We start from the raw sequence: 22,798 nt of genomic DNA, 5'->3' as shown, positions 1-22,798 counted from the left end.
CTTGCCTTTTCCGCTATCGTGCCGGGTGATGGCGCAGGAGGCTGACATGGACCGGGACGATGTGATGGCGCGGCGGATGCTGCTGGCGAGTGTCGCCGGGATTGCGGGACTGGCGCTGATGCCCGGCGCGCTGGCGAAAACGGCAGCGGGCGGTTTCAAGGGATTGATCAGCGGCGCCTCCGACGGCGCGCTCGAGCGGCTGGCGCAGCCGGGCGCCTTTTACGCCGACACGGCGGTTCGCATCCTGCTTCCCGGTACCAGCGGCAAGCTTGCATCGAAGCTGCTTGGAGCGGGCGACAAGCTGGGCCTCACCACCAAGCTGACCAGGAGCCTTAACGATGCGGGCGGTCAGGCGGCGGGCGCAGCCAAGCCGGTGTTCCGGGCCGCGATCGACACTATGGGCTGGAACGACGTGCCCTCTCTGGTGTCGAAAAAGGACGGCGCGACGCGCTATCTTCAGTCGAGTGCGGGCGGGGTGCTGACCGAAAAGGTCCGCCCGCTGATCATGGGCGCGCTCGACAGTGTCGGCGCCTATCGCCAGCTCGACCAGCTGGCGGGCAATGGCTCGCTGCTATCGATCGCGGGGATCAGTCACGACCGGCTGACCGACTCGGTGACCGATCAGGCGCTGAAAGGCATCTTCCTGTACATGGGGAATGAGGAAGCGGCGCTGCGCAAGAATCCCGGCAAGCTGCTGAAGGGAATTTTCTGACGCCGTTTGACACCGGGAGCGCCCGACCATGAGTGTGAAGGACACGTATCTCGCGGTTTTCACCAGCAACAAGGCCGGCGCGCGCTGGCAGGCCTGGTATGCGATGTCGGACGAGGAAAGGCGCGCGACGGACGAAATCGGGCTCGCCGCGCTGAGGGCCTGGGACGAGGCGCATGCGGACGCCATCGTCTATGCGGGCGGTCCGCTTGGCGCGACCAAGCGCACGTCGCCGGGCGGCGTGGCGGACGCGGTCAACGAGCTGACGGTTTTCGTCGTCGTGCGTGCCCCTTCGCACGAGGCGGCCGCCAAGCTGTTCGAGAGTCATCCGCACTTCACGATCTTTCCATGCGATGGTGTCGACGTGATGCCGCTGCTTGGCCCGGATCCGGACGGCTGAGGGTGGGCGGCCGGTAGCGGGCGATTTTGACGTGTTCCCTGGCGAAGGCCGGGGTCCATGACGTCACCGCTGCCGTGGATCCCAGATCAGGTCCGGGATGACGAGTGGCTGAAAACCACCATCTCATGGACGCTATTGGCCCCTTGTCGGCCCGCAATCGACACCTGCTAACCGGCGGTGGCATCACCTGCCAGCGCGATGGCGTCGATCTCGATCTTGAAGCAAAAATGCAGCGGTCCCACCGCGATGACGGTTCGGGCAGGGCGCAGGTCGCCGAAGAACTGGCGGTACACCTGATCGACCGCGCCCCAGTCGGCGATGTCGCTAAGATAGACGGTCGTCTTGAGAAGCTGCGCCAGCCCGACGCCGGCGCTTTCGAGAACGGCCTTCAGATTGCGGAGCGTCTGTTCGGCCTGCACGTCGAAGGGCGCGTCGGCGAGCGACGTGTCGCGGGCGGGCAGCATCGGGAGCTGCCCCGATACAAAGATCAGGCCGCCGCCGACGGTGAAGGGCGAATAATGCGGGCCGGCGGGTTGTTCAGACGTCATGTCGTCGATCTCCAAATCAGATTCTTCCCGTGATACCAATCATGGCCGTGGTACCATTTCTGAAACGCGCCTGCGATACGCGCGATCACGCAAAGGAGATCGGATCATGCCCTGTTCGCACGAGTCCACCATCCGCACCGTTGTCCCCAGCGCCAAGGGGTGCGAGGAGTGCCTGCGGATCGGGAGCCTGTGGGTGCATCTGCGGCTGTGCCGGGCGTGCGGTCATGTCGGGTGCTGCGACGATTCGCCGCACCGCCATGCGCGGTCCCATTTCGAAGAGACCGGGCATCCGATCATCGAAGGCTATGATCCGCCCGAAGGCTGGGGATGGTGTTATGTCGACGATGTCGTGGTCGACCTGCCCGACCAGACGCCGCAAGTCGGGCCGATCCCGCGCTATTTCTGAACCGTCATAGCGCGGGTCCAAATCCCCGGCTTCATCCGCCGCCGAATTTCGTCGTCAGCTGCACCCCGATCACGCGCGGTTCGCCCGCATAGAGCGTGTTGAAGCCAAGGCTGTTGTCGAACTGGACGCCCGAGATCGCATAGCGGCGGTTGGTCAGGTTGGTGCCGAAGATCGCGACCTCGCTGCCGATGCTGTCGATCTTCACCGCTGCGCGCGCGCCGAGCAGGCCATAGGACCGCTGGCGGAGGCTGTCGCGATAGATCGCCGAGCCGACGAGCTGGACGCTGCTGCGCCAGTTCCAGTCGACGCTGAGGCGCAGCTCGCCGAAGCCGAGGGGGGCGGCATAGGTCGCGCCGAGGCGATAGCTGTATTTCGGAAACTGGAACGGTTCGTTCGACCGGTTGCCGGTGACATCGACGAATTCCAGATATTTGGCGTCATTGACCCCGACGCCGCCCGACAGGGTGAGGCCATCCACCGGCACCGCCGTGATTTCCAGCTCGCCGCCGCGGATGCGCGCGCGCGCGGCGTTGGTGACCAGGCTGATGATGGCGCCGCCTGGCGAGGCCTGGACGATCGTGCGCTGGATGTCGCGATAATTGGCCTGGAAGATCGCGGCGTTGATGCGCAGCCGGCGATCGAGCAGGTCGGCCTTGGCGCCGACTTCATAATCGGTGACGGTCTCGGGTGCGAAGGCGGCAAAGCTGTCGACCGTGCCGGTGCCGCGCAGATTTTGGCCGCCGCCCTTGAAGCTGCGCGCGGTGCGGGCATAGAGCAGCAGGCCCGGCCGCGCGGTCCAGTCGACGCTCGCCAGATAGCTGTAATCCGAAAAGCCGTCCTTGAAGCGGGCCTGACAGGTTCCGCCGAGCTGAAGCGCTGGTGGGATGTTGCACACGGCGCCGCCGAACGAGCGGTTGAATGACCGCAATTCCTTGCTCTCTTCGGTCCAGCGCAGGCCGCCGGTAAAACGGAGAGCGTCGGTGAGGTTGTAGTTGAACTGGCCGAACACCGCCCAGCTGCTGTTCTTGACGAAGCCGTCGGTGATGTTCGGGTTTGCCGGGTTGATCGTGCCGAGCGCCGTTGCGCGCGAAAAGTCGCGGCCGGTTTCCTCGTTGAAATAGGCGCCGACGATCCAGTCGAGCCGCTCGCCGACATTGCCCGCGAACTGGAATTCCTGGCTGAGATTCTTGGCGCGGCTCGCTAGGCTCGCCTCGAGCAACGGATAGGGCGAGGAATCGAGATCGACGTCGAGCGAGCGCTTCAGCCAGCGCGCCGCCGAGATCGAACGGAACGACAAGGACGGCGTCAGCTCGACCGCCAGGTTCGAGCTGACGCCATAGGTTCGGGCGTAAACGCCCTGGAGGCCCGTCGCATCATTGTCATAAGGACCGCGACGGTCGATCAGGCTCGCGAACAGCGCCTGCGTCTGCGCCAGCGCGGCGCCGATCGCGGGGCCGTTGGCGACGGGGTCGGCGAGCAAGGCGGGATTGAGAATGCCTTGGCTGATCGCGATGTCGATCAGCGCCGGGGCGGGGTTGGGGCTGCCCGCCGCGGGGCTGGGGAAGGGGCTCACGAACGCGAGCTTGCTGACCGGCGCGTCGCCCTTGGTGCGGGTGTAATCGGCCGATACCGACCATGTCACCGCGTCGCTGGGCGTGAAAAGCCAGTTCGATCGGAGCGCGATCTGTTCGCGGCCGCCGATGCCTTCATCGAGCCCGTTGACGCCGAGCGCGCCATAGTCGAGCCAGCGCGCCATCAGGCGGACGCCCAATTTGTCGGTCGCGATCGGCAGGTTGAACACCCCCATCACGTCATAGCGGTCGTGCGTCGCGCCGCTGCCCTGGACATAGCCGCCGACGGCGTCGAGGTCGGGTTGCCGCGTCGTGATGTTGATCGCGCCGCCTGTCGTGTTCTTGCCGAACAGCGTGCCTTGCGGCCCGCGCAGCACCTCGACTCGTTCGACGTCGGCCAGCGCGGTTTCGAGGTTCGACGAGCGGATATAATTGACGCCGTCGACATAGACGCCGATCGGCGATTCGATCGTCAGGATCGAATCCTGTTGCGACTGGCCGCGGATCGTCAGCAACACACCCGTCGGATCGGCGCTCGACGTCTGGACGAAGAAGTTCGGGGTTTGGCGGGCGACATCGGCGATCCCTTCGACATTCGCATCGGCAAGTTGCTGGCCTCCAAGCACGCTGATCGCGAGCGGGACGGTCTGCGCGGCTTCGTTCGTGCGCCGCGCGGTGACGACGATGTCCTGGATGCCGCCAGTTTCGGCGGCCTCGTCGGCGGGCGGGGCCGGGGCCTCTTGCGCCTGCGCCGCGAATGCCATGCCGGTGCCGGCCAGCAGCGAAATAATCCGTCCCGTTCGCGTCATAAATCCTCTCCCTCGTCCGCTCCACCGGCTTCGGCCGGTCTATGTGTAAAGCGAGACACGAGAGGCGACTTATCACACTAAGTGAGACAATAGCAAGATTTTGCCTCAAAGGATGCGATATGGTAGAGCGGCAGTCTCGCCGGGGAGGTCTATATCGCGACAATCGGTTCAATTCCGCGGCTTGCGGGCCATGACGCAGCGAAGGCAGCGGTGCTCGACGCGACTGCCGAGGTGGTGACGCGGATCGGATTCCACGACACGACGATCGACCATGTCGTGCGCGAATCGGGGGTGTCGCGCGCGACGCTCTATCGCTGGTTCGGCAATCGCGAAGGGCTGCTGCTGGCGCTGCTCCAGCATCTCGCCGGCCCCTATCTCGAGCAGAGCGGGAAGATTGCGGTCGGGCCGGGGCCGCTGGAGGACCGGCTGGAACAGGTGATTGCCGGCGGCATCCTGAGCATTTGCAACACACCGTGGATTCATCAGGTGGCTAAGGATGGTCTTCTCCACGATGATTTCTCGATCTTTCTGGCCGCGCACAAGTCGATCACCGGCGCGATCGTGCGGTCGATGCTGGAGGGCGCGTCGGCGTCGGGGGCGTGGACGCCGCCCGACGATCTGGAGCGGCTGATCGAATGGCTGCTCCACCAGATGCTCGTGCTGGGAGCCGACGACTATGCCTCGCTCGACGCAGTGCGGCGCCGCGTGGCGATCTATGTCACGCCGGTGCTCGCGCTGCCGGAGGCGAAGCGCGCGGCCGACGTCTTCGAGCGGCTCGGATCGATCGAGGCGAAGCTCGATGAAATCGGAAAAATGCGGTAGCCCCCTTTGACAGGCCGCACCCCCGATCCTATATGGCCGTCACACCCCATCGTCCGAGATAGAGCCTGAGTTTGCGCAACGGGCTGTACGGATAGGGCGGCGGGGATTTCGACAGGCGTTGGAAAGCTGCGGTAAACCGGCAACGGTTGCCTGCGGCTTTTTTCGCGTCGATGCGCTCGCGATCTGATTTTTCTTAAGGCGAGACAATCACTTATGGCGACCAAGGCGAAGTCGGTGGGCAAGTCCCTCGAAGCAACCGCGACCAAGCGAATCCGCAAGCTGTTCGGCAACATCCACGAAGCGGTGGAAATGCCCAACCTCATCGAGGTTCAGCGCGAATCCTATGAACAGTTCCTGCGTTCGGATCCGTCCGTGGGCTATGTGTCGGGCCTCGAAAAGACGCTGCGCAGCGTTTTCCCGATCCGCGATTTCGCCGGTACCGCCGAGCTCGACTTCGTCCATTACGAACTCGAATCGCCGAAGTATGACGTCGACGAGTGCCGCCAGCGCGGCATCACCTATGCAGCGCCGATGAAGGTCACGCTGCGCCTGATCGTCTTTGAAGTCGACAGCGAGACCGACACCCGTTCGGTCCTCGATATCAAGGAGCAGGACGTTTACATGGGCGACATGCCGCTCATGACCGAGAACGGCACCTTCTTCGTCAACGGCACCGAGCGCGTCATCGTGTCGCAGATGCACCGTTCGCCGGGTGTATTGTTCGACCATGACCGCGGCAAGACCCACTCGTCGGGCAAATATCTGTTCGCCGCGCGCGTGATCCCGTATCGCGGTTCGTGGCTCGACTTCGAGTTTGACGCCAAGGACATCGTCAACGTCCGCATCGATCGCAAGCGCAAGCTGCCGGTCACCAGCCTGCTGTACGCGCTGGGCATGTCGGGCGAGGAAATCCTCAACACCTTTTATGACCGCCTTGTCTTCGAGCGTGCCGAAAATGGCTGGCGCGTGCCGTTCATGGTCGAAAACTGGCGCGGGTCGAAGCCCGCGTTCGACGTCGTCGACGCCAAGACCGGCGAAGTCGTCTTTGCCGCCGGCCACAAGATCAGCCCGCGCCTGGCCAACAAGGCCGCGAAGGACGGTCTCGACACGCTGCTGATCCCGACCGAGGAAATCTTCGGCCGTTACAGCGCCTATGACCTGGTCAACGACGCGACCGGCGAGATCTATATCGAAGCCGGCGACGAAGTGACCGCCGACAATCTGGAAAAGATCGACGGCGCGGGGATCGACAAGCTCGTCCTGCTCGACATCGACCACAACAACACCGGTCCCTGGATCCGCAACACGCTGAAAGCCGACAAGGCCGAAGACCGCGACCAGGCGCTCAGCGACATCTATCGCGTCATGCGCCCCGGCGAACCGCCGACGCGCGAAACCGCGGAAGCGCTGTTCGACGGCCTGTTCTTTGACAGCGAGCGCTATGACCTGTCGGCCGTCGGCCGCGTCAAGCTGAACATGCGCCTGGGCCTCGACGCCGAGGACACGGTCACCACGCTGCGCAGCGAGGACATCCTCGCCGTCGTCAAGGAACTGGTGAACCTGAAGGACGGCAAGGGCGAAATCGACGATATCGACAACCTCGGCAACCGCCGCGTCCGTTCGGTCGGCGAATTGCTGGAGAACCAGTATCGCGTCGGCCTGCTCCGCATGGAGCGCGCCGTGAAGGAGCGCATGAGCTCGGTCGACGTGTCGACCGTGATGCCGAACGACCTGATCAACGCGAAGCCGGCGGTTGCCGCGGTTCGCGAATTCTTCGGTTCGTCGCAGCTCAGCCAGTTCATGGATCAGACCAACCCGCTCTCCGAAGTGACGCACAAGCGTCGCGTTTCGGCGCTCGGGCCGGGTGGTCTGACGCGCGAACGCGCGGGCTTTGAAGTCCGCGACGTTCACCCGACGCATTATGGCCGCATCTGCCCGATCGAAACGCCGGAAGGCCCGAACATCGGTCTGATCAACAGCCTTGCGACCTTCGCCCGCGTCAACAAATATGGCTTCATCGAAACCCCGTACCGTCGCATCGTCGACGGCAAGGTGACGAACGAAGTCGTCTATCTGTCGGCGATGGAAGAATCGAAGCACACGGTTGCGCAGGCAAACGCCGACCTCAACGCCGACGGCAGCTTCATCGACGAGCTGATCTCGGCACGCGAAGCGGGCGAATTCCTGATGGCGCCGCGCGATCAGATCACGCTGATGGACGTGTCGCCGAAGCAGCTCGTTTCGGTTGCAGCCTCGCTCATTCCGTTCCTGGAAAACGATGACGCCAACCGCGCGCTCATGGGATCGAACATGCAGCGTCAGGCCGTTCCGCTGCTCCGCGCCGAGGCTCCGGTCGTCGGCACGGGCATGGAAGGCACTGTGGCTCGTGACTCGGGCGCCGCGATCGCAGCGCGCCGCGGCGGCGTGATCGACCAGGTCGACGCGACGCGTATCGTCATCCGTGCGACCGATATGGTCGAACCCGGCAAGTCGGGCGTCGACATCTATCGCCTGCAAAAGTTCCAGCGTTCGAACCAGAACACCTGCATCAACCAGCGTCCGCTGGTTAAGGTGGGCGAGATCGTCCGCACCGGCGACATCATCGCCGACGGTCCCTCGACCGAACTGGGCGAACTGGCGCTCGGCAAGAATGTGCTCGTCGCGTTCATGCCGTGGAACGGCTACAATTATGAGGATTCGATCCTCATCAGCGAACGCATCGTGAAGGACGACGTCTTCACCTCGATCCACATCGAGGAATTCGAAGTCACCGCGCGCGATACGCGCCTTGGGCCGGAAGACATCACCCGCGACATCCCGAACGTCGGCGAGGAAGCGCTGCGCAACCTCGACGAAGCGGGCATCGTCTATATCGGTGCCGAAGTCGGCCCGGGCGACATCCTGGCAGGCAAGATCACGCCGAAGGGCGAAAGCCCGATGACGCCGGAAGAAAAGCTTCTTCGCGCCATCTTCGGTGAAAAGGCCAGCGACGTGCGCGACACGTCGCTGCGTCTGCCGCCGGGTGTGTCGGGCACGGTCGTCGAAGTTCGCGTCTTCAACCGTCATGGTATCGACAAGGACGAACGCGCGATCGCGATCGAACGCGAAGAAATCGAGCGCCTGAAGCAGGATGCCGACGACGAGCGCGCGATCCTGAACCGTGCGACTTTCTCCAGCCTCAAGGACCTGCTGATCGGCCAGACGACCAGCGCGGTGCCGAAGGGCCTGAAGAAGGGCGATACGGTCACCGAGGATATGCTGATCGAACTCGACCGCGCCGACTGGTGGAAGCTCGCCGTCGTCGAGGACAGGGCGCAGACCGCCCTCGAAGCGATCAAGGCGCAGTATGACGAGGCGATCAAGCGGATCAACGCGAAGTATGAAGACCGCGTCGAAAAGCTCCAGCGTGGCGACGAACTCGCCCCCGGCGTGCTCAAGATGGTCAAGGTCTTCGTCGCGGTGAAGCGCAAGCTGCAGCCGGGCGACAAGATGGCCGGCCGTCACGGGAACAAGGGCGTCATCAGCCGCATCCTGCCGAACGAGGACATGCCGTTCCTCGAAGACGGGACGCCGGTCGACATCGTGCTGAACCCGCTGGGCGTGCCGTCGCGCATGAACGTCGGGCAGATCCTGGAAACGCACCTTGGCTGGGCCTCGCGCGGCCTGGGGCAGCAGGTCACGCAGGCGCTGGAGGAATGGCGCAACGCCAATCCCGATGCGACCGGCGGCGATATGCCCGAAGCGGTGCGCGACCAGCTCGAGCATGTCTATGGCGCCGAATATGTTGACGATATCAAGGCACGCAGTGCCGAGAGCATCATCGAACTGGCGTCGAACCTGAAGGTCGGCGTGCCGTTCGCGACGCCGGTGTTCGACGGCGCGAAGGAAGCCGATGTGACCAACATGCTGACCCTGGCGGGTCTGCATGAATCGGGTCAGTCGGATCTGTACGACGGCCGCACGGGCGACAAGTTCGACCGCAAGGTGACCGTGGGCTACATCTATATGCTGAAGCTCCATCACTTGGTCGACGACAAGATCCACGCGCGCTCGATCGGGCCGTACAGCCTCGTCACCCAGCAGCCGCTGGGCGGTAAGGCGCAGTTCGGCGGCCAGCGCTTCGGTGAAATGGAAGTGTGGGCGCTGCAAGCCTATGGCGCGGCATACACGCTCCAGGAAATGCTGACGGTGAAGTCCGATGACGTGATCGGCCGCACCAAGGTTTACGAAGCGATCGTCAAGGGCGACGACACCTTCGAGGCCGGCATTCCCGAAAGCTTCAACGTGCTCGTCAAGGAAATGCGCTCGCTGGGCCTCAACGTCGAACTGTCTTCCTATGCGGAGACCGATCCCGACGAAGCCCCGGACGCTCTTCCCGAAGCCGCCGAATAACCATTCCACCCCTCCCCGTCAGGGGAGGGGCCGGGGGTGGGGTCTCGCAAGGTAGAACCAAGCCGAGACACCCCATCCCAACCCCTCCCCTGACGGGGAGGGGCTAAGCGAGGAACCGAATATGAACCAGCTTACCAACTTCATGAACCCGGTCGCGAAGCCCGAAACCTTCGACATGATCAAGATCGGCATCGCGAGCCCGGAACGCATCCGCTCGTGGTCGTTCGGCGAAATCAAGAAGCCCGAGACCATCAACTATCGCACGTTCAAGCCCGAGCGTGACGGTCTGTTCTGCGCGCGCATCTTTGGCCCGATCAAGGATTATGAATGCCTGTGCGGCAAGTATAAGCGCATGAAGTACAAGGGCATCGTCTGCGAAAAATGCGGTGTCGAAGTCACGGTGACCAAGGTCCGCCGCGAGCGCATGGGCCATATCGAGCTCGCCGCGCCGGTTGCGCACATCTGGTTCCTGAAGTCGCTGCCGTCGCGCATCGGCCTGTTGCTCGACATGCAGCTCAAGCAGCTCGAGCGCGTCCTGTATTTTGAAGCCTATATCGTTCTGGAGCCGGGCCTGACCCCGCTCGAGAAGTTCCAGCTGCTCACCGAAGACGAGCTGCTCGACGCGCAGGACGAATATGGCGAAGACGCTTTCTCGGCCGGCATCGGCGCCGAGGCGATCCGCGTGCTCCTCGAGAATCTCGATCTGGAGCAGGAACGCGTCGACCTGATGGAAGATCTGGCGACGACGAAGTCGGAGCTGAAGCCCAAGAAGATCATCAAGCGCCTGAAGGTCGTCGAGAGCTTCATCGAATCGGGCAATCGTCCCGAGTGGATGATCCTGGAAGTCGTTCCGGTCATTCCGCCCGAACTGCGCCCGCTGGTGCCGCTCGACGGCGGCCGCTTTGCGACGTCGGATCTCAACGATCTGTATCGCCGCGTGATCAACCGCAACAACCGCCTGAAGCGCCTGATGGAGCTGCGCGCGCCGGACATCATCGTCCGCAACGAAAAGCGCATGCTGCAGGAAGCCGTCGACGCGCTGTTCGACAACGGCCGCCGCGGCCGCACGATCACCGGCGCCAACAAGCGTCCGCTGAAGTCGCTGTCCGACATGCTCAAGGGCAAGCAGGGCCGCTTCCGTCAGAACCTGCTCGGCAAGCGCGTCGACTATTCGGGCCGTTCGGTCATCGTGACCGGTCCCGAACTCAAGCTGCACCAGTGCGGCCTGCCGAAGAAGATGGCGCTCGAACTGTTCAAGCCGTTCATTTACGCGCGCCTCGACGCCAAGGGTCTGTCGATGACCCTGAAGCAGGCGAAGAAGTGGGTCGAAAAGGAACGCAAGGAAGTCTGGGACATCCTCGACGAAGTCATTCGCGAGCACCCGGTCCTGCTGAACCGCGCCCCGACGCTTCACCGCCTGGGCATCCAGGCGTTCGAACCCGTGCTGATCGAAGGCAAGGCGATCCAGCTGCATCCGCTGGTCTGCGCCGCGTTCAACGCCGACTTCGACGGTGACCAGATGGCCGTTCACGTCCCGCTGAGCCTCGAGGCGCAGCTGGAAGCGCGCGTCCTGATGATGTCGACGAACAACATCCTCAGCCCCGCGAACGGCAAGCCGATCATCGTTCCGTCGCAGGACATGGTCCTTGGTCTCTATTATCTCTCGCTGGAGCGCGAAGGCGAGCCGGGCGAGGGCATGCTGCTCGCCGACATGGCGGAAGTGCACCAGGCGCTTCACATCGGTGCGGTCACGCTGCACACGAAGGTGATCAGCCGCGTTCCGCAGACCGACGAGCAGGGCAAGGAGTATTTCAAGCGCTTTGAAACTACGCCGGGCCGCATGCTGATCGGCGAATGCCTGCCGAAGTCGCACACCGTCCCCTTCGACGTCGTCAACCGCCTTCTGACCAAGAAGGAAATCGGCGACGTGATCGATCAGGTCTATCGCCACACCGGCCAGAAAGAGACCGTGCTGTTCGCCGACGCCATCATGGCGCTGGGCTTCCGCAACGCGTTCAAGGCGGGCATCTCGTTCGGCAAGGATGACATGATCATTCCGGCGTCGAAGATCGGGATGGTCGACGAAACCCGCGCGCTGGTGAAGGATTTCGAGCAGCAGTATCAGGACGGCCTGATCACGCAGCAGGAAAAGTACAACAAGGCCATCGACGCCTGGTCGCAGTGCGGCGACAAGGTCGCGAACGCGATGATGGACGAAATCCGTGCAACGCCGAAGCTGCCCGACGGCCGTCTGGCCCCGATCAACTCCATCTATATGATGGCGCATTCGGGTGCCCGTGGTTCGCAGGCGCAGATGAAGCAGCTGGCCGGTATGCGCGGCCTGATGGCCAAGCCGTCGGGCGAGATCATCGAAACGCCGATCATCTCGAACTTCAAGGAAGGCCTGACCGTTCTCGAGTATTTCAACTCGACCCACGGTGCGCGCAAGGGCCTGGCCGATACGGCGCTCAAGACGGCGAACTCGGGTTACCTGACCCGTCGTCTGGTCGACGTGTCGCAGGACTGCGTCGTGATCGAGGATGATTGCGGCACCGAACGCGGCATGGAAATGCGCGCGATCATCCAGGGCGGTTCGACGATCGCCTCGCTGGGCGAGCGCATCCTGGGCCGCACGACGCTCGAAGACGTCGTCGACAAGGACGGGACCATCATCGCGACGGTGGGCACGTTGCTCGACGAGCCGACGACGCAGCGGATCGAAGATGCCGAAGTCCAGTCGGTCAAGATCCGTTCGCCGCTGGTTTGCGAAGCGACGCTGGGTGTTTGCGGCAAATGCTATGGCCGCGACCTGGCGCGCGGTACGCCGGTCAACATCGGTGAAGCGGTCGGCGTTATCGCGGCCCAGTCGATCGGCGAACCCGGCACGCAGCTGACGATGCGTACCTTCCACATCGGTGGTGCGGCGCAGGTCAACGAACAGTCGAACGCCGAAGCGATCTCGGACGGCACGATCGAATATCGCGACATGGCGACGATCGTCGACCAGCGTGGCCGCCGTCTGGCGCTGTCGCGTTCGGGCGAAATCGCGATCATCGACAGCGAAGGCCGCGAACGCGCGTCGCACAAGCTGCCTTATGGTGCGCAGATCCTGCACAAGGACGGCGAAAAGGTGAAGAAGGGTGACCGGATTGCCGAATGGGATCCGTTCACGATGCCGCTCATCACCGAAAAGCAGGGCGTGGTGAAATATCAGGATCTGGAAGACACCAAGACCCTGATCGAACAGGTCGACGAAGCGACGGGCATCGCTCAGCGCGTCGTGATCGAATATCGGGCGGCGGGGCGCAGCAAGAAGGAAGACCTTCAGCCGCGCCTGACGCTGCTCGACGACGCCTCGGGCGAAGCTGCGCGCTACCTGCTCGCGGTCGGCACGATGCTGTCGGTCGAGGACGGTCAGACGGTGCAGGCGGGCGACGTTCTCGCCCGTGTCAGCCGCGAAGCGTCGAAGACGCGCGACATCACCGGCGGTCTGCCGCGTGTTGCCGAGCTGTTCGAAGCGCGCATTCCGAAGGACAACAGCGTCATCGCGAAGATCAGCGGTCGTATTGAATTCGTCAAGGATTACAAGGCGAAGCGCAAGATCGCGATCGTTCCGGAAGAAGGCGATCCGATCGAGTATCTGATCCCGAAATCGAAGGTCCTCGAAGTGCAGGAAGGCGATCAGGTCCGCCGCGGCGACGCGCTGATCAGCGGCTCGCCGAACCCGCACGACATCCTCGACGTCATGGGCGTCGAGGCGCTGGCCGAATATCTCGTCGCGGAAATCCAGGAAGTCTATCGACTGCAGGGCGTGAAGATCAACGACAAGCACATCGAGGTGATCGTTCGCCAGATGCTGCAGAAGGTCGAGATTACCGATGGCGGCGACACCACGCTGCTGCCGGGCGAGCAGCTCGATTATCTGGAGATGATGGAGTATAACGCCAAGCTGCCGAAGAATGGCAAGCACGCCGAAGGTCGCCCGGTCCTGCTGGGCATCACCAAGGCGTCGCTCCAGACGCGCAGCTTCGTTTCGGCCGCGTCCTTCCAGGAGACGACCCGCGTTCTCACCGAGGCTTCGGTGCAGGGCAAGATCGACTCGCTGCAGGGCCTCAAGGAAAATGTCATCGTCGGCCGCCTCATCCCGGCGGGTACCGGCGCTGCCATGAACCGCGTCCGCGTCACGGCCTCGTCGAAGGATGCCGCTCTGCGCGCTGCGATGCGCGTGAACCAGGAGCATCTGATCGCCCCGCAGTCTGCCGCCGAAGAGCGTGCAGCCGAGCTGGCGCAGGGCCCGGAAGCGGCGATGGGCGACGATCCCCTGGGTACCGTCGAAGGCGAAACCCACGGCACCGACGCGGATGCCGGCGATTACCTGATCAAGGGCGACGAGGCGTAAGCCCTGCCGTCGCTGTCGGGTGACAGCCTGAAGAGACAAGCCCCGCCGGAGCGATCCGGCGGGGCTTTTTCTTTGGCACCAAGCTGGTAGCCTCCGCTTTCCAACGGGAGGAGAGGGATGATGCGAGCTTATTTGATCGGGGCCGCGCTGCTGGCGGCCACCACGCCGGTCCACGCGCCGGTCCACGCGCAGGACAACAGCAATATCGAGGGCGAAGTCGTGGTGACGGCGCAGCGCGCGTCGGCCGACTATCTCTCCGACGAACAGACCGTCGTCGGGTTGCGGCGCACCGCCGACAGCGCGATCCAGCCGGTGCAATTCACATCGGACTCGCGCGACGAGGATATGCGCAAGCGCGAGATCCATGCGATGCTGGAGGCGGCGATCGGTCGCGCCAGCGCCGCCGGGGTCGATCTCGTCACTGGCGAGTTCGAGCTCACCCGGCTGACGCTTGCGAACTACAAGGATCTGGTCTTCGGCCGCGGCTCGCGGCCGGACACGAGCGAGATCGAGCTGTATGTGAAAGCCAGCCTCGCGGGCTCGGTCGGCAGTGCGCAGGGCCGGATCGACAGCTTCATCAAGGCGGTGCCGCCGAATGGCCGCGCGTTGCTGGAGAAAAATGGCGAGATCACGCTGACGATCATCAATCCCGACCAGTATCGGCCCGAGATCGTCAAGCTGGTGGCCGCCGAAGCGTTAAAGACCGCGGGCGCGTTCGGCCCCGACTATGGCGTCGAGGTCGCGGGGCTGAACGAGCAATTGATCTGGGCGCAGGCGAGCGCGACCGAGGTGTTCCTGTACATCCCCTATCGCTTCAGCGTGCGCCCCAAATGAAAAGGGCCCACCGGGGTAGCCGGTGAGCCCTTGGTTCTTGGGAATGTGCGGGCCGGTGCGACTGCGCCTTCAAGGCGACCGGCCCGGGCTGTCCTAGGGCGCGAGGATCGCGACCGCGAGGTATAGCAGCAGAGGCAGGCCGAAGCCGAGCAGCGTCAGGGCGACAAAAGCGACGCGCGTCCACAAGACATCGATGCCGAACTGGTCTGCCATCCCGGCGCAGACGCCGAAGATCAGGCCGTTGCGACGATTCTTGCGAAAACCCTGGTTCATTTCTTTCCTTTCGATCCCGGCCATCAGACCGGCGTTTTTGCTGGGTAGCGGGGGCTGGTCAGGCGACCAGCCCACCGAAGTGTGCAGCGTTCGGGCCGACAGCGGCGAGGAACATCAGCGAGCAGTAAAGCGAAGCAACACCGGCGATCGCGTAGCTCTTGAACGTATCGACATTGAAATGGGCCATGATATTTATCCTTCCTGTATGTGTTCCACCGGACCATCCGGGGATGCCCAATGTAATGCAGGAGGCGTGCCAATTTCATTCATTGGCGGTTAACCGCGGATTTTTGGTTCCCGACATAATATTTCAACGGGAATTTTGCGGTGAGTTGGTAAAATTTCCCGATGATGGGAAAAATTTCATCTCACCTAATCGTCATCACAGCGAAGACCGGGCTCTGGCCGGTGCGTCAGGATGCCAGCGTGAGATCCCGGCCTTCGCCGGGATGACGGATTGTGAAGTCTGGTGTCGGGCCAGCGGCTAAGCTAGGCGCGATACAACATGACGCTCACCCGCCTTTCGTTGACCGATTTTCGCAATCACGCCGGCGCGGATATGGCGGCGGGGACGGGGCTGGTCGCGCTGCACGGCGACAATGGCGCGGGCAAGACCAATATTTTGGAAGCGATCTCGCTGCTGGCGCCGGGGCGCGGCCTTCGGCGCGCCGCGCTCAGCGACATGGTACGCGACGGCGCCAACGGCGGCTTTGCCATCTTTGCCGAGGTGCAGGCGGGCATCGATCTGGCGCCGGTCGCATTGGGGACGGGGATCGAGCCTGCGCATCCGGGGCGGCGGATCGTCCGGATCAACGGCGCGGCGGCGGCGGCGGCTTCGCTTGGCGAGTGGATCGCGGTGCTGTGGCTGACGCCCGCGATGGACCGGTTGTTCGTCGAGACCGCGGGCAACCGGCGGCGCTTTCTCGACCGGTTGGTGCTCGCGCTCGACCCGCGACACGCGCAGCACAGCAACCGCTATGAGGCGGCGTTGCGCGCGCGGAGCAAGTTGCTCGCCGACCTTGCGAGTGCCGACCAGCAATGGCTGGCCAGCCTCGAGGCGCAGCTTGCCGAGCATGGCGCGATGATGGATGCGGCGCGGCAGCATATGCTTGCCGCGTTGTCGACCGAACTGGCGGGGCAGCCCGATGCGCCCTTCGCGCGGCCACTGCTGACGCTGGTCGACAGCGACGGGGCGCCGCGCACTGCGCCTTATGATGCCGAGGCGTTGAAGCTGCTCTTCGCGTCGCGCCGCCGGATCGATGCCGCCGCGGGCCGCGCGACCGCGGGGCCGCACCGCGACGATCTGTCCGCCATCCACGCGGTGACGGGGCGCTCGGCGGCGCGTTGCTCGACCGGCGAGCAAAAGGCGATGCTGCTTTCGCTTGTCCTGGCGCACAGCGACTGTGTCGCGCGGCTGCGCGGTGCGCGTCCGGTACTGCTGCTCGACGAGGTCGCCGCGCACCTCGACCCGCTCCGTCGCGGCGCGCTGTACGATCGACTGGCCGGGCAGGGCGGGCAGGCGTGGCTCACCGGGACAGAAGCCGCGCTGTTCGACGCGATGCCGGGGCCGGTTACGCGCTTTCACATCGCGGGCGGGCGGATCAGCCCTTCGGCTTGACCGTCACCCAGATGTTGATCGGCGCCGTGAATTTCCCCGGTGCCGGCTTGCCGACATCGATCCGTTCGGCGGTGACGAGTTCGCCGGTCGCGAGGTTAAAACTGGCCCAGGGCTTGGGCATGCGGCCAAAGCTCATCGACTGGATCGGCTGGCCGGTGGCGGTGTTCATGATCGTTGCGGTGATTCCCATGGCGTGCGGGTAGCGAGGCGCGCGCGATTCTGTCCAGAAGCGATTGGGGGAAAGCGGGTGGTTTCGTCTCGCCTCCCGCAGGCGGGAGGGAAGGATTCGCTGCACCAAGCTGGCCCACCCCTCGAAACCAGCTGTCGCCCCCGCGAAGGCGGGGGCTGCTAGCCACCTATTCCTTCGCTCCTGCGTAAACCGACATCGGCCCCCGCCTTCGCGGGGGCGATGTTGTCGAGACGTCCGTTTGCGAGGCGGACGGCGGCCCCGCTCTCAGAGAATCTCGCGCACCACATCCTGCGGGCGGCAATAACGGACGCCCTTGTCGGTCTCGACGAACGGACGGTTCACATAGGGCGGATTTTCGACCATCGCGGCGATGATCGCGTCGTCGCCGGCATTGGCCAGTCCGCGTTCCTCGGCGTCGGTGCCGCGCAGGCGGAGGGCTTCGCGGGCGGTCAGGCCGGCGTCGCGGATGAGCTGGCGCAGCTTCGCCTCGGTGTAGGGGGTTTTGAGATATTGGACGACCTCGACCTCAATGCCGGGGGTCTCTTCGAGAATCGCCAGCGTCTTGCGCGAGGTGCCGCACGCGGGGTTATGCCAGATGACTGCCTTCATGGCGCGGGTCCTAACGAGAGCTTACAGCAGCGTAAACCCGCTATTCATGGCATATATGGCACATCTTCCCGCATGAAGGGGAACCATCAGCTTGCCTTTCGCGGCCGAGACACGACTTATGCAAAGTCGAAGGACCGCCAGAGCGGCCAATGCGGGGTTGCAGTCAAGTGAATGAATCGATCGATCGGCGGAAGCTGCTGGCGGCAATGGCGGGCGCAGGTGCGCTGGCCGCGACGTCGGCGCGTGCCGCCCCCCTGGCCGACTGGATTGCCCAGACGTCGCCGTCCGGCGTCCTGCCACCTCCGGCGCCGATGCCGGCACCGGTCGACTATCTGGCGGTCGCGAAACGCCAGCTGGCGATGCAGGATCGCAATATCCACCAGAGCGACCGCGTCGGCATCGTCGATTTCGGCCTGCCGTCGTCGCGGCCGCGCTTTGCGCTGGTCGACATGGTCGCCGGCAAGATCGAGATGTTCCCGGTGACGCACGGCCGCGGGTCGGACCCGCAGCATGACGGCTGGCTCAAGCGCTTTTCGAATGCGCCGGGCTCGCTCGCTTCGTCGCGCGGCGCGTATCGCACCAGCGATTATTATTGGGGCTCGAACGGATCGTCGATGCGCCTCGCGGGGCTGGAACCTGACAATAATAATGCCGACATGCGGGCAATCGTCATTCACGGCGCCTGGTACGCCGACCCGTCGCTGATCGCGACGCAGGGCAAGCTGGGACGGAGCGAAGGCTGTTTCGTGTTCGGCGAGGATCTGCTGCCGATGGTCCTCTACAAGCTGGGGCCGGGCCGACTGCTGTTCGCCGACAAGCTGAGCGTGCCGCCGCCGGCGCCGCTGTTCCAGATGCCGACCAACGACCCGCTGCCGGGGACGGAGAATATCATCCGCACCAGTGCGGGAACGGTGATTCCGAAAACCGCGGATTGATATCGTCGCCCCCCGCCTTCGCGCGGGCGACGTGGCCCATCGCGTTCCAGCAGATCAATAGACGCCGCCGCTTCCCGGTTTCGAAAGCGGCGGGGTCGTCTGTGCCACCGGCACGGTCGGCACCACGGGCGGCGGGTTCGGCGAGATCAGCACGGCCGCAGCGCGGCCCGGCTTGGCGAAGCTCGCCACCACGGGCGCGTCGCGGCCATAGATGTCGGCAAGCTTGCTGATGCCGGTGCCCGCCGCGTTGGGGATGACGGTCCAATACGCGACATAGACGGGAAAGGGCTGTTCGAAGGAAAATTTCGTCGTCTTGCCGCTGGCGATCGCTTCACCGAATTCCTCGGGGCTGCGGCCGGCGAAATAGACCGCCATGAGGCCCGAGAAATGCAGCGCCTTTTCGGTGCGGATGCAGCCGTGGCTGAACGCCCGCGCGGTCGACGCGAAAGCGCCCTTTGACGGAGTGTCGTGCAGATAGATGGCGTGCGGATTGAGCATTTCCATCTTCATCACGCCGAGCGCGTTGCCGGGGCCGGGCTGCTGGACGACCGAAAGCGTCTTGCCGCTGCCGGTCCAGGTATAGCCCTGCGCGCGCGCCGCGCGGGGGCTGCGCGCGATCGTCGCGCCGATGCCTTCGGCGATGATGCTTTTCGGCAGCGTCCAGGTCGGGTTGACGATGATGCCGGTCGCCATCGGATTGAGCTGCGGCGTCGGGGTCGTCGGTTTGCCGACGACGGCCTTGTGCGTGGCGATGATCGTACCGCCATGGACGACGCGGGTCAGATATTCGGGAACGTTGCTGACGACATAGCGGTCGCCCAGGTCGCGCGGCATCCAGCGCCAGCGTTCCATGTTGACGCGGATCGCATTGGCATCGACGGTCGTCTTTGCCGACTTGAGCGAAGCCTTGAGTATCGCGAAATTCTTGTGCGTCGGGTCCAGCGCCACGAGCGCTGCGGGGACGGTGCCCGACACGAGCGCCGAGGTCAGGAGCGCGATCAACGGCGTCTTCTGTACGTCGCTGTCGGTCATGAACCATTGTTTGCGCGCGGCGTTGGGCGTGCGGCCGTCGCGCATGTGCGTCGCGAGCAGCAGGAAGCTGTCGGTCGCGACCTTGTCGAGCTGAATCTGGTTGCCGCCGTCGATTGCGGCCTGAAGCCCCTCGGGATTATAATCCTTGGGGAACAGGCCTTCGTCGCCGCTCGTCTTGATGAAGGTCAGCAGCGATTTTGCGTTGGCGGTCGACCAGCTCGGCAGGTTGGCTTCGGACATCGTCTCCACGACCGGCGCGTCGTCGGCGACCTTGTCGGGTTGCAGGACGACCGAATCCTCTTTCACCGCCTGGGCGAAGGCGGGCGCCGCGAGCAGCGTCATCGGGAGGATCAGCGCCGCAGCTTTGCGCACGGAAAGGGGAGATTTTCTGGCCATGGTCAAAGCCCATAGCCAAAAAGGGACGGTAGTGAAAGTGAGCTGAGCCACAGCTCGTCGTCATTGCGAGGAGCGAAGCGACGCGGCAATCTCCAGCCCTCGGTCTGGCGCAAGGCTGAGGGCTGGAGATTGCTTCGCTGCGCTCGCAATGACGAAGACAAGATGGATCAGGCTTTCGCCTCTTCATCCTGCCGCGCGAGCCATTCCTCCAGCCATTTGATCGTATAATCGCCATGGATGACATCGGGGTCGGCGAGCAGCGCCTGATGGAGCGGGATGTTGGTCTTGATGCCGCCGATCACCATTTCCTCGAGCGCGCGGCGCATCCGCATCATGCAGCTTTCGCGCGTGCGGCCGTACACGATCAGCTTGCCGATCATGCTGTCGTAATAGGGCGGAATCGAATAGCCGGCATAGAGCCCACTATCGACGCGCACATGCATGCCGCCTGCGGCGTGATAATTGGTGACCTTGCCCGGCGAGGGCAGGAAGGTGCGCGGATCCTCGGCATTGATGCGGCATTCCATCGCATGGCCGCGAAATTCCAGGTCGTCCTGCTTCACCGACAGGCCGGCGCCGCCGGCGATGCGGATCTGTTCGCGGACGAGGTCGAAGCCGGTGATCATTTCGGTCACCGGATGCTCGACCTGGATGCGCGTGTTCATCTCGATGAAGAAGAATTCGCCATTTTCCCACAGGAACTCGATCGTCCCGGCGCCGCGATAATGCATCGCCGCCATCGCGTCGGCGCACACCTTGCCCATCCGCGCGCGCTCTTCGGCCGAGATGATCGGCGAAGGCGCTTCTTCGAGCACTTTCTGGTGGCGGCGCTGCAGCGAGCAGTCGCGCTCGCCCAGATGGATGGCATTGCCCTTGCCGTCGCCGAACACCTGAAATTCGATGTGGCGCGGGTTGCCGAGATATTTTTCCATGTAAACGGTCGGATCGCCGAACGCCGCCGCCGCTTCGCTCGACGCCTGACCCATCAGGCTTTCGAGGGTGTCGGCTTCGGCGACGACCTTCATCCCGCGCCCGCCGCCGCCCGAGGCAGCCTTGATCAGCACCGGATAGCCGATGCCGTCGGCAATCTTGCGCGCTTCGTCGCCATAGGTCACGGCGCCGGGCGAGCCCGGAACCACCGGCAGGCCGAGCGCGACCGCGGTGCGCTTCGCCTCGACCTTGTCGCCCATCGTACGAATATGCTCGGGCTTCGGGCCGACGAAGATCAGATTATGCGCTTCGATAATCTCGGCGAACCGCTCGTTCTCGGAGAGGAAGCCATAGCCGGGATGGATCGCGTTGGCGTTGGTGACTTCGGCGGCCGAGATGATCGCGGGGATGTTGAGATAGCTGTCCTTGGCCGCGGGCGGGCCGATGCAGACGGCCTCGTCGGCCAGGCGGACGTGCATCGCGTCGGCGTCGGCGGTCGAATGGACGGCCACGGTCTTGATGCCCATCTCGTGGCAGGCGCGGTGAATGCGCAGCGCGATCTCGCCGCGGTTGGCGATCAGAAGCTTTTCGATCGTCATGCGTGCCTCAGCCGATGGTGAACAGCGGCTGGTCGAATTCGACCGGCTGGCTGTTCTCGACATGCACCGCGGTCAGCGTGCCCGATGCGGGCGCGACGATCGGGTTCATCACTTTCATCGCCTCGATGATCAGGATCGTGTCACCGGCCTTCACGGCGGATCCGATCGCGGCGAAATTGGGGGCACCGGGTTCGGGCGACAGATAGACGGTGCCGACCATCGGCGACTTCACCGCGTCGGCGAAGCTGTCGGCGGCGGGGGTGGCGGGCGCAGCGGCAACCGCCGGAGCGGCGGCGGGGGCGGCCACGGGCGCGGGGGCGTAAGCGACGGGTGCGGCAACCGCGGCTGCCTTGCGCGCGACGCGCACTTTCCGGTCGCCATCCTCGACTTCGATCTCGGTCAGGCCGGTGTCGTCGAGAAGCTCGGCGAGCGCGCGGACATAGGCCGGATCGATATTGATGCCATCGTCTTTATGGTCACCCATGAGAATGTTCCTGTTGCTGCGGCGTTCCTTGATAAGGACGCTCGGACCCCGTTTTTGATGCGCCCTATTGTCAGAGACGCGCGGCGGCGTCCAGCGCCAGCGTATAGCTGTTCGCGCCATGGCCTGCAAAATGCTGGACGGCAGCCATGCCGACATAGCTGATGTGGCGAAAGGCTTCGCGCTGCATCGGGTCCGACAGATGTACCTCGATCACCGGCACCTTGATCGACTTGATCGCGTCGTGGATCGCGATCGAGGTATGCGTATAGCCGCCGGCGTTGAGCAGAACCGCTTTCGCTCCCGCGATATAGGCCTCGTGCAACCAGTCGATCAGCACGCCCTCATGGTTCGTTTGCCGGCATTCGAGTTTCAGCCCCAGCCCTTCGGCCTGCGTTTCCAGCCGCGCGTGAATGTCGTTCAGCGTGTCGTGGCCGTAAATCTCCGGCTCGCGCGTGCCGAGCAGGTTGAGATTGGGGCCACTCAGGACATAGACGGTGGGACGATCAGACATCGCGATCCTGATAGCGGAAAATGATGGTCATCATGCCGCGAAAGGCTGACCGAAAATCTTGGTGACATCGTCCTGACGCGAAAATTCGGGATTGTGGCTTGCAATCCTACGGTCGATCTCCGCCAGCTCGTCCGGCGTCAGTTCATATCCTTCCGAAAAGGACTCCATCAAAGCCGCCAGCGACCCCTCGACCGACGCCAGCCGGTCTGCAGGCAGCCGCTTTGCAAAGGAAAGAAATTTGTCGAGCATCGTCATGCTTTCCCTATAGCAACAATTTCCCGGTTCGGAAGGCTTGCACTCCCCTTGAGTATCGGAGCGCTCTTGGGCTAGG

At 64.0% G+C, this 22,798-nt stretch carries 20 protein-coding genes; 9 read left to right on the top strand and 11 right to left on the bottom strand.

Going from position 1 to position 22,798, the window contains the following annotated elements:
• The first annotated feature begins 46 nt into the window (after nt 1-46).
• Entirely contained in the window at nt 47-712 is a 666-nt protein-coding gene (locus ACO055_RS06765) for a DUF4197 domain-containing protein (RefSeq protein WP_422061824.1), read from the top strand.
• Between the two features lie 28 nt (nt 713-740).
• Nucleotides 741-1,109 (top strand): hypothetical protein, encoded by a 369-nt coding sequence (locus ACO055_RS06760; RefSeq protein WP_422061823.1) that lies wholly within the window; start codon nt 741-743, stop codon nt 1,107-1,109.
• Nucleotides 1,110-1,276: 167 nt separating this feature from the next.
• Here ACO055_RS06760 and ACO055_RS06755 read toward each other — a convergent pair whose 3' ends face one another.
• A complete protein-coding gene (locus tag ACO055_RS06755) occupies nt 1,277-1,657 on the bottom strand; it encodes a RidA family protein (protein ID WP_422061822.1) in 381 nt (126 codons plus the stop codon).
• Nucleotides 1,658-1,763: 106 nt separating this feature from the next.
• Here ACO055_RS06755 and ACO055_RS06750 point away from each other — a divergent pair, with 106 nt between their 5' ends.
• A complete protein-coding gene (locus ACO055_RS06750; protein ID WP_422061821.1) occupies nt 1,764-2,063 on the top strand; it encodes a UBP-type zinc finger domain-containing protein in 300 nt (99 codons plus the stop codon).
• 31 nt (nt 2,064-2,094) lie between these two features.
• On the opposite strand, the gene ACO055_RS06745 is transcribed toward ACO055_RS06750, so the two are convergent.
• A complete protein-coding gene (locus ACO055_RS06745) occupies nt 2,095-4,443 on the bottom strand; it encodes a TonB-dependent receptor (protein ID WP_422061820.1) in 2,349 nt (782 codons plus the stop codon).
• Between the two features lie 210 nt (nt 4,444-4,653).
• Between ACO055_RS06745 and ACO055_RS06740 the strand changes: the two genes are divergently transcribed.
• The 4 genes from ACO055_RS06740 to ACO055_RS06725 all read left to right on the top strand — a co-directional run bounded on the left by ACO055_RS06740 (nt 4,654) and on the right by ACO055_RS06725 (nt 14,890).
• Nucleotides 4,654-5,265: a TetR/AcrR family transcriptional regulator gene (locus tag ACO055_RS06740; protein ID WP_422061819.1), complete on the top strand. Its 612-nt coding sequence runs from the start codon at nt 4,654-4,656 to the stop codon at nt 5,263-5,265.
• Nucleotides 5,266-5,478: 213 nt separating this feature from the next.
• The gene (gene rpoB / locus ACO055_RS06735; RefSeq protein ID WP_422061818.1) at nt 5,479-9,657 is read left to right on the top strand and encodes a DNA-directed RNA polymerase subunit beta; all 4,179 of its coding nucleotides are present in this window, start codon (nt 5,479-5,481) and stop codon (nt 9,655-9,657) included.
• 121 nt (nt 9,658-9,778) lie between these two features.
• Nucleotides 9,779-14,056 carry a DNA-directed RNA polymerase subunit beta' gene (gene rpoC, locus ACO055_RS06730; protein WP_422061817.1) on the top strand — a complete coding sequence of 1,426 codons (4,278 nt, stop codon included), beginning with the start codon at nt 9,779-9,781 and terminating at the stop codon, nt 14,054-14,056.
• Between the two features lie 120 nt (nt 14,057-14,176).
• Nucleotides 14,177-14,890: a TonB-dependent receptor gene (locus ACO055_RS06725; protein WP_422061816.1), complete on the top strand. Its 714-nt coding sequence runs from the start codon at nt 14,177-14,179 to the stop codon at nt 14,888-14,890.
• Nucleotides 14,891-14,983: 93 nt separating this feature from the next.
• On the opposite strand, the gene ACO055_RS06720 is transcribed toward ACO055_RS06725, so the two are convergent.
• Together ACO055_RS06720 and ACO055_RS06715 are read right to left on the bottom strand one after the other, a co-directional pair.
• The gene (locus ACO055_RS06720) at nt 14,984-15,163 is read right to left on the bottom strand and encodes a PspC domain-containing protein (RefSeq protein WP_422061815.1); all 180 of its coding nucleotides are present in this window, start codon (nt 15,161-15,163) and stop codon (nt 14,984-14,986) included.
• A 58-nt stretch (nt 15,164-15,221) separates the two neighbouring features.
• On the bottom strand, nt 15,222-15,350 hold the full coding sequence (locus ACO055_RS06715; RefSeq protein WP_422061814.1) for a hypothetical protein: 129 nt from the start codon (nt 15,348-15,350) through the stop codon (nt 15,222-15,224).
• A gap of 318 nt (nt 15,351-15,668) precedes the next feature.
• Here ACO055_RS06715 and recF point away from each other — a divergent pair, with 318 nt between their 5' ends.
• A complete protein-coding gene (gene recF / locus ACO055_RS06710; protein ID WP_422061813.1) occupies nt 15,669-16,781 on the top strand; it encodes a DNA replication/repair protein RecF in 1,113 nt (370 codons plus the stop codon).
• Here recF and ACO055_RS06705 read toward each other — a convergent pair.
• Both ACO055_RS06705 and ACO055_RS06700 read right to left on the bottom strand, forming a co-directional pair.
• Nucleotides 16,765-16,971: a hypothetical protein gene (locus ACO055_RS06705; RefSeq protein ID WP_422061812.1), complete on the bottom strand. Its 207-nt coding sequence runs from the start codon at nt 16,969-16,971 to the stop codon at nt 16,765-16,767. The genes recF and ACO055_RS06705 overlap by 17 nt on opposite strands.
• Nucleotides 16,972-17,235: 264 nt before the next feature.
• Nucleotides 17,236-17,580, bottom strand: coding sequence for an arsenate reductase family protein (locus ACO055_RS06700; RefSeq protein ID WP_422061811.1), 345 nt, complete (start codon nt 17,578-17,580; stop codon nt 17,236-17,238).
• Between the two features lie 167 nt (nt 17,581-17,747).
• Here ACO055_RS06700 and ACO055_RS06695 point away from each other — a divergent pair, with 167 nt between their 5' ends.
• Nucleotides 17,748-18,515 carry a murein L,D-transpeptidase catalytic domain family protein gene (locus ACO055_RS06695; protein ID WP_422061810.1) on the top strand — a complete coding sequence of 256 codons (768 nt, stop codon included), beginning with the start codon at nt 17,748-17,750 and terminating at the stop codon, nt 18,513-18,515.
• Nucleotides 18,516-18,569: 54 nt separating this feature from the next.
• Here ACO055_RS06695 and ACO055_RS06690 read toward each other — a convergent pair whose 3' ends face one another.
• From ACO055_RS06690 to ACO055_RS06670, 5 genes are all read right to left on the bottom strand, one after another.
• Nucleotides 18,570-19,919, bottom strand: coding sequence for a L,D-transpeptidase family protein (locus ACO055_RS06690; RefSeq protein WP_422061809.1), 1,350 nt, complete (start codon nt 19,917-19,919; stop codon nt 18,570-18,572).
• Between the two features lie 191 nt (nt 19,920-20,110).
• Complete coding sequence (accC, locus tag ACO055_RS06685) at nt 20,111-21,472, bottom strand: acetyl-CoA carboxylase biotin carboxylase subunit (protein WP_422061808.1); 1,362 nt, start codon at nt 21,470-21,472, stop codon at nt 20,111-20,113.
• Between the two features lie 7 nt (nt 21,473-21,479).
• Nucleotides 21,480-21,956: an acetyl-CoA carboxylase biotin carboxyl carrier protein gene (gene accB / locus ACO055_RS06680; RefSeq protein ID WP_422061807.1), complete on the bottom strand. Its 477-nt coding sequence runs from the start codon at nt 21,954-21,956 to the stop codon at nt 21,480-21,482.
• A gap of 70 nt (nt 21,957-22,026) precedes the next feature.
• Entirely contained in the window at nt 22,027-22,467 is a 441-nt protein-coding gene (locus tag ACO055_RS06675) for a type II 3-dehydroquinate dehydratase (protein ID WP_422061806.1), read from the bottom strand.
• Nucleotides 22,468-22,497: 30 nt separating this feature from the next.
• Entirely contained in the window at nt 22,498-22,716 is a 219-nt protein-coding gene (locus tag ACO055_RS06670; RefSeq protein WP_422061805.1) for a hypothetical protein, read from the bottom strand.
• Nucleotides 22,717-22,798 lie beyond the last annotated feature (82 nt).

This window comes from Sphingopyxis sp. (genome assembly GCF_965227415.1).
In the GTDB taxonomy this organism is placed as follows: Bacteria; Pseudomonadota; Alphaproteobacteria; order Sphingomonadales; family Sphingomonadaceae; genus Sphingopyxis.
This window is presented reverse-complemented; position numbering and strand designations above follow the sequence as displayed.

Excerpts from the sequence above, each read along its gene's own strand:
- ACO055_RS06725 (WP_422061816.1), top strand. The coding sequence starts at position 14,177 with ATGCGAGCTTATTTGATCGGGGCCGCGCTGCTGGCGGCCACCACGCCG.
- ACO055_RS06720 (WP_422061815.1), bottom strand. The coding sequence starts at position 15,163 with ATGAACCAGGGTTTTCGCAAGAATCGTCGCAACGGCCTGATCTTCGGC.
- accC (WP_422061808.1), bottom strand. The coding sequence starts at position 21,472 with ATGACGATCGAAAAGCTTCTGATCGCCAACCGCGGCGAGATCGCGCTG.
- rpoC (WP_422061817.1), top strand. The coding sequence starts at position 9,779 with ATGAACCAGCTTACCAACTTCATGAACCCGGTCGCGAAGCCCGAAACC.
- recF (WP_422061813.1), top strand. The coding sequence starts at position 15,669 with ATGACGCTCACCCGCCTTTCGTTGACCGATTTTCGCAATCACGCCGGC.
- ACO055_RS06745 (WP_422061820.1), bottom strand. The coding sequence starts at position 4,443 with ATGACGCGAACGGGACGGATTATTTCGCTGCTGGCCGGCACCGGCATG.
- accB (WP_422061807.1), bottom strand. The coding sequence starts at position 21,956 with ATGGGTGACCATAAAGACGATGGCATCAATATCGATCCGGCCTATGTC.
- ACO055_RS06715 (WP_422061814.1), bottom strand. The coding sequence starts at position 15,350 with ATGGCCCATTTCAATGTCGATACGTTCAAGAGCTACGCGATCGCCGGT.
- ACO055_RS06675 (WP_422061806.1), bottom strand. The coding sequence starts at position 22,467 with ATGTCTGATCGTCCCACCGTCTATGTCCTGAGTGGCCCCAATCTCAAC.
- ACO055_RS06755 (WP_422061822.1), bottom strand. The coding sequence starts at position 1,657 with ATGACGTCTGAACAACCCGCCGGCCCGCATTATTCGCCCTTCACCGTC.
- ACO055_RS06750 (WP_422061821.1), top strand. The coding sequence starts at position 1,764 with ATGCCCTGTTCGCACGAGTCCACCATCCGCACCGTTGTCCCCAGCGCC.
- ACO055_RS06700 (WP_422061811.1), bottom strand. The coding sequence starts at position 17,580 with ATGAAGGCAGTCATCTGGCATAACCCCGCGTGCGGCACCTCGCGCAAG.
- ACO055_RS06765 (WP_422061824.1), top strand. The coding sequence starts at position 47 with ATGGACCGGGACGATGTGATGGCGCGGCGGATGCTGCTGGCGAGTGTC.
- rpoB (WP_422061818.1), top strand. The coding sequence starts at position 5,479 with ATGGCGACCAAGGCGAAGTCGGTGGGCAAGTCCCTCGAAGCAACCGCG.
- ACO055_RS06760 (WP_422061823.1), top strand. The coding sequence starts at position 741 with ATGAGTGTGAAGGACACGTATCTCGCGGTTTTCACCAGCAACAAGGCC.
- ACO055_RS06670 (WP_422061805.1), bottom strand. The coding sequence starts at position 22,716 with ATGCTCGACAAATTTCTTTCCTTTGCAAAGCGGCTGCCTGCAGACCGG.
- ACO055_RS06705 (WP_422061812.1), bottom strand. The coding sequence starts at position 16,971 with ATGGGAATCACCGCAACGATCATGAACACCGCCACCGGCCAGCCGATC.